The organism is Accumulibacter sp. (assembly GCF_023806635.1).
Classification (GTDB): domain Bacteria; phylum Pseudomonadota; class Gammaproteobacteria; order Burkholderiales; family Rhodocyclaceae; genus Accumulibacter.
On the sequence record NZ_JAMTDQ010000066.1, the window covers coordinates 1 to 2,997 of the forward strand.

The 2,997-nt window shown below is 66.3% G+C and carries 4 protein-coding genes and 1 tRNA gene; 2 read left to right on the forward strand and 3 right to left on the reverse strand.

Annotated elements, in window-relative coordinates; translation table 11 throughout:
* Window positions 1-5 precede the first annotated feature (5 nt).
* Window positions 6-81 (reverse strand) — tRNA-Asn (locus NFW30_RS12520).
* Window positions 82-195: 114 nt separating this feature from the next.
* Here NFW30_RS12520 and NFW30_RS12525 point away from each other — a divergent pair.
* Together NFW30_RS12525 and aroG are read left to right on the forward strand one after the other, a co-directional pair.
* Window positions 196-1,347, forward strand: coding sequence for an HD domain-containing phosphohydrolase (locus NFW30_RS12525; RefSeq protein ID WP_295357977.1), 1,152 nt, complete (start codon window positions 196-198; stop codon window positions 1,345-1,347).
* 118 nt (window positions 1,348-1,465) lie between these two features.
* A complete protein-coding gene (aroG, locus tag NFW30_RS12530) occupies window positions 1,466-2,545 on the forward strand; it encodes a 3-deoxy-7-phosphoheptulonate synthase AroG (RefSeq protein ID WP_295357981.1) in 1,080 nt (359 codons plus the stop codon).
* A gap of 124 nt (window positions 2,546-2,669) precedes the next feature.
* Here the strand turns inward: aroG and rpmG are convergent, their stop codons facing one another.
* Both rpmG and NFW30_RS12540 read right to left on the reverse strand, forming a co-directional pair.
* Window positions 2,670-2,825, reverse strand: coding sequence for a 50S ribosomal protein L33 (gene rpmG / locus NFW30_RS12535; RefSeq protein ID WP_034896676.1), 156 nt, complete (start codon window positions 2,823-2,825; stop codon window positions 2,670-2,672).
* A gap of 14 nt (window positions 2,826-2,839) precedes the next feature.
* A partial coding sequence (locus NFW30_RS12540; RefSeq protein ID WP_295372206.1) for a bL28 family ribosomal protein occupies window positions 2,840-2,997 on the reverse strand: 158 nt, incomplete at its 5' end.

The window sequence follows — 2,997 nt, forward strand, 5'->3', positions numbered from 1 at the left end:
TTCTTTGGCTCCCCGACCTGGGCTCGAACCAGGGACCTACGGATTAACAGTCCGACGCTCTACCGACTGAGCTATCGAGGAACTAGCGGGCCGGATCTTAGACATTCGAGTGCCGCCCGTCAAGACCGATCCGGCAGAGCCCGGCAGCGATGCGATAATGACGCGAGATTCGACCCGACCTCTGCCTGGGGACGCATGGCAAGCATACTCATCATCGACGACCGGCCCGAGGACCTGCTGACCCTGGAGCGCACGCTTGGCGCGGACCACAGGCTGCGCTTGGCCACCTCGCTGCAACAGGCGCTGCAGCCGACCGCTGGTGAGCCGCATGCGGACCTGATCCTGCTGCAGGCGACGATGGCGGCGCCCGACCGCCACCCCTTCGTGGGTGACCTGCCGCCGGGCGCCGCCATCGCCGGCACCCCGGTCATCGTCATCAGCTCTGGTGACCGCGCCGACGACGAGACCTGGCTTGAGCGGGGAGCAGACGACTGCCTGCCACGGCCGTTGCGACCGGCGCTCGTCGCCGCGCGGGTCCGCCTGCAGCTCGAGTTGCAGGCCGCTCGCAAGCGGCTGCTGGACCAGGATCGAAGCCTGGCGGCCGAGGTCGAGCGCCGGCTGGCGGACAACCTCATGATCCAGGACGTCAGCATTCGCGCGCTGGCCCGGCTGGCGGAGGTTCGCGACCCGGAGACAGGTGATCACCTGCGTCGCACGCAGCGCTACGTCCGCACCCTGGCCGAGGAACTCGGCAGCCATCGGCGCTTTGCCGCCTTTCTGACGCCGGCGAACACCGAACTCCTCGCCAAGTCGGCGCCGCTGCACGACATCGGCAAGGTCGGCATCCGCGATGAAATCCTGCTCAAGCCGGGCAGGCTGACCGCAGAGGAACGCGAGATCATGAAGGCGCATAGCCTGCTCGGCTTCCAGGCGATCCAGCAGGCGGAGCAGGACAGCGAGCAGCCAGTCGACTTCCTGCAAATGGCGAAGGAAATCACCCGTTCACACCACGAAAAGTGGGATGGTTCGGGCTATCCGGACGGTCTCGCTGGCGACGAGATTCCCATCGCCGCCCGCCTGATGGCCCTTGCCGACGTCTTCGATGCGCTGATCGCCGCGAGAGTCTACAAGCGCCCCTTCCCGTTCGAGCAGGCCGGACGGATGATCCGCGAAGGCCGCGGCAGCCACTTCGACCCGGATATCGTCGACGCCTTCGTCGCCCGTGAGGCGGATTTCATGGCCATCGCGTGCGACAACGCGCGCGCCAGACCACTGGTCGCGGGCGAACGGCAGGCAGTGGCGGCAGCAACCCCGGCAGCCGGACGAAAACCGGGCGGCAGTCGCTAGGCCCGAAAAAGCGGATGGCCCGGCCTCACTGCGGTCGGGGTGCAGCGTCACCGGCAGCAGCTTTCGATTAGAATCGAGCCTTTTTTTCACCGCCCCTGGCGGTCCGGAGAGCACCACGATGACCTTGCAGAGCAAGCCGAATACCGACGACGTCCGCATCCGGGAGATCAAGGAACTGGTGCCGCCGGCGCACGTGTTCCGCGAGTTCCCGGTCGGGGTACGCGCTGCACTGACGACCTACAATACCCGCCAGAGCATCCACCGCATCCTGCACGGCGCCGACAACCGCCTGCTGGTCGTCGTCGGCCCCTGTTCGATCCACGCGGTCGACTCGGCGATCGAGTACGCAAGACGGCTGCAGGCGGAGGTTGCGCGCTTCCAGGATGATCTGCTGCTCGTCATGCGGGTGTATTTCGAGAAGCCGCGCACCACGGTCGGCTGGAAGGGATTGATCAACGATCCGCGCCTCGACAACAGCTTCCGCATCAACGAGGGGTTGCGCCTGGCGCGTGGCCTGCTGCTCGAGATCAACGACATGGGGCTGCCCTGCGCCACCGAGTTCCTCGATACCATCACCCCGCAGTACACTGCGGATCTGATTGCCTGGGGAGCCATCGGCGCGCGTACGACCGAATCGCAGGTGCACCGGGAGCTGGCCTCCGGCCTCTCCTGCCCGGTCGGTTTCAAGAACGGCACCGACGGCAACATCCGCATCGCCGTCGACGCGATCCGCGCCGCACAGTCGCCGCATCACTTCCTGTCGGTGACCAAGGCCGGCCATTCGGCGATCGTCTCGACGGGCGGCAACGAGGATTGCCATGTCATCCTGCGTGGCGGCGTGGAGCCGAACCACGACGCCGCTCATGTCGAGGCCGCGTGCCGGGAGATTGCCGCGGCCGGCCTGGCAGCCCGTCTGATGATCGACGCCTCGCACGCCAACAGCAACAAGCGCTTCAAGCGGCAGATCGACGTCGCGCGCGACGTCGCCAGTCAGATCGCGGCGGGTGACGAGCGCATCATCGGCCTGATGCTCGAGTCGCACCTCGTCGAAGGACGTCAGGATCTGGTACCGGGGCAGCCGCTCGAGTACGGCAAGAGCATCACCGACGCCTGCCTCGGATGGGACGATTCCCTGGCCGTCCTCGAGATCCTCGCGAAGAGCGTCCGCGACCGGCGTCTGGTCGAAGCCTCGCAGTAGACGCAGGGCGCAGGCAGGCGGCTGGCAAGGGGCCGGAGCCTGGCCGCGGGAATGCGGGAGGGAAAGCGGAGAGCGCCGCCGGAAGCGGCTGGCCCGGCGCTTCGCGCCGAGCCGAAGGCAGCCCCTAGCGGAGCTTCATTTCCTTGTACATCACGTGCTTGCGGGCTTTCGGATCGTACTTCTTGATCTCCATCTTGCCCGGCATGGTCTTCTTGTTCTTGGTCGTGGTGTAGAAGTGTCCGGTACCGGCCGTGGACTCGAGCTTGATCTTGTCACGCATGCCTGTTCTCCCCGTCAGATCTCGCCGCGCGCGCGCAACTCGGCGAGCACGACGTCGATACCGTTCTTGTCAATGGTCCGCAAACCGGCATTCGATACGCGCAGGCGCACCCAGCGCTTCTCGCTCTCGATCCAGAAGCGGCGATACTGCAGATTCGGCAGGAAGCGGCGCT

Bases quoted from the DNA above. Each gene is read 5' to 3' on its own strand.
- NFW30_RS12525 (WP_295357977.1), top strand. From the start codon at position 196: ATGGCAAGCATACTCATCATCGACGACCGGCCCGAGGACCTGCTGACC.
- aroG (WP_295357981.1), top strand. From the start codon at position 1,466: ATGACCTTGCAGAGCAAGCCGAATACCGACGACGTCCGCATCCGGGAG.
- rpmG (WP_034896676.1), bottom strand. From the start codon at position 2,825: ATGCGTGACAAGATCAAGCTCGAGTCCACGGCCGGTACCGGACACTTC.